Source organism: Arthrobacter sp. Y3223164 (assembly GCF_059091005.1).
Window position 1 is genome coordinate 1 of sequence record NZ_JBNHGF010000767.1, and the last position, 649, is coordinate 649.

The window sequence follows — 649 nt, forward strand, 5'->3', positions numbered from 1 at the left end:
CGCGCCGGCGAGCGCGGCAGTGTCACGGCGGAGTTCGCCGTTGTCCTGCCCTCCGTCGTCGTCGTGCTGGCTTTCCTGCTGGCCGGTGCGGCCGCCGGAGCAGCACAGCTGAATGTGGAGAAGGCCGCACAGGCGGCGGTCCGGCAGCTCGGCCGCGGCGAGCCGGAGACAGCAGCCGCCCACACGGTCCGCTCCATCGCCGGGGACGGCGCTACGTTGGCGTCCGGCAGCGGCGGCGGCTGGGTTACGGTCCATGTCTCTGCTCACGTATCCGGTCCATGGCCCGGGGTTGGCGGCTGGACGCTGGAGGCCCGGGCAACCGCGCCTGCCGAGCCGACCGGCGGGCCGGTGATTCCGTCAGGCGCAGGAAATGGAGCCGGCTAAGCGACGGCCGGCGCCCCGTGCCGCACCACCCGGTGCGGGTGCCGGTTTCGGAACAGCCGGACCGGACAGCACTGACCACGGCGACGGCGCCGGCGCTGGCGTCACCGGACCGCACGGCACGGACCGCGGCGCCGGAACGGTGCTGTCGGTGGGGCTGGTGCTCATGCTGTGCCTGATGCTCGCGGTGCTCGTTACGGTGATGCAGGCGGGCTTGGCATCGGCGCGGGCGGGGAAGGCGGCCGACCTGGCTGCCTTGGTCGGCGCC

The 649-nt window shown here is 74.1% G+C and carries 1 protein-coding gene and 1 pseudogene; both read left to right on the forward strand.

Going from position 1 to position 649, the window contains the following annotated elements; genetic code table 11:
- On the forward strand, positions 1 to 384 hold a 384-nt coding region (locus AC5RUJ_RS17895), incomplete at its 5' end, for a TadE family type IV pilus minor pilin (protein ID WP_494156471.1).
- Positions 371 to 649, forward strand: a pseudogene (locus AC5RUJ_RS17900) (hypothetical protein); the annotation flags it as partial. The gene AC5RUJ_RS17895 and the pseudogene AC5RUJ_RS17900, both read left to right, overlap by 14 nt.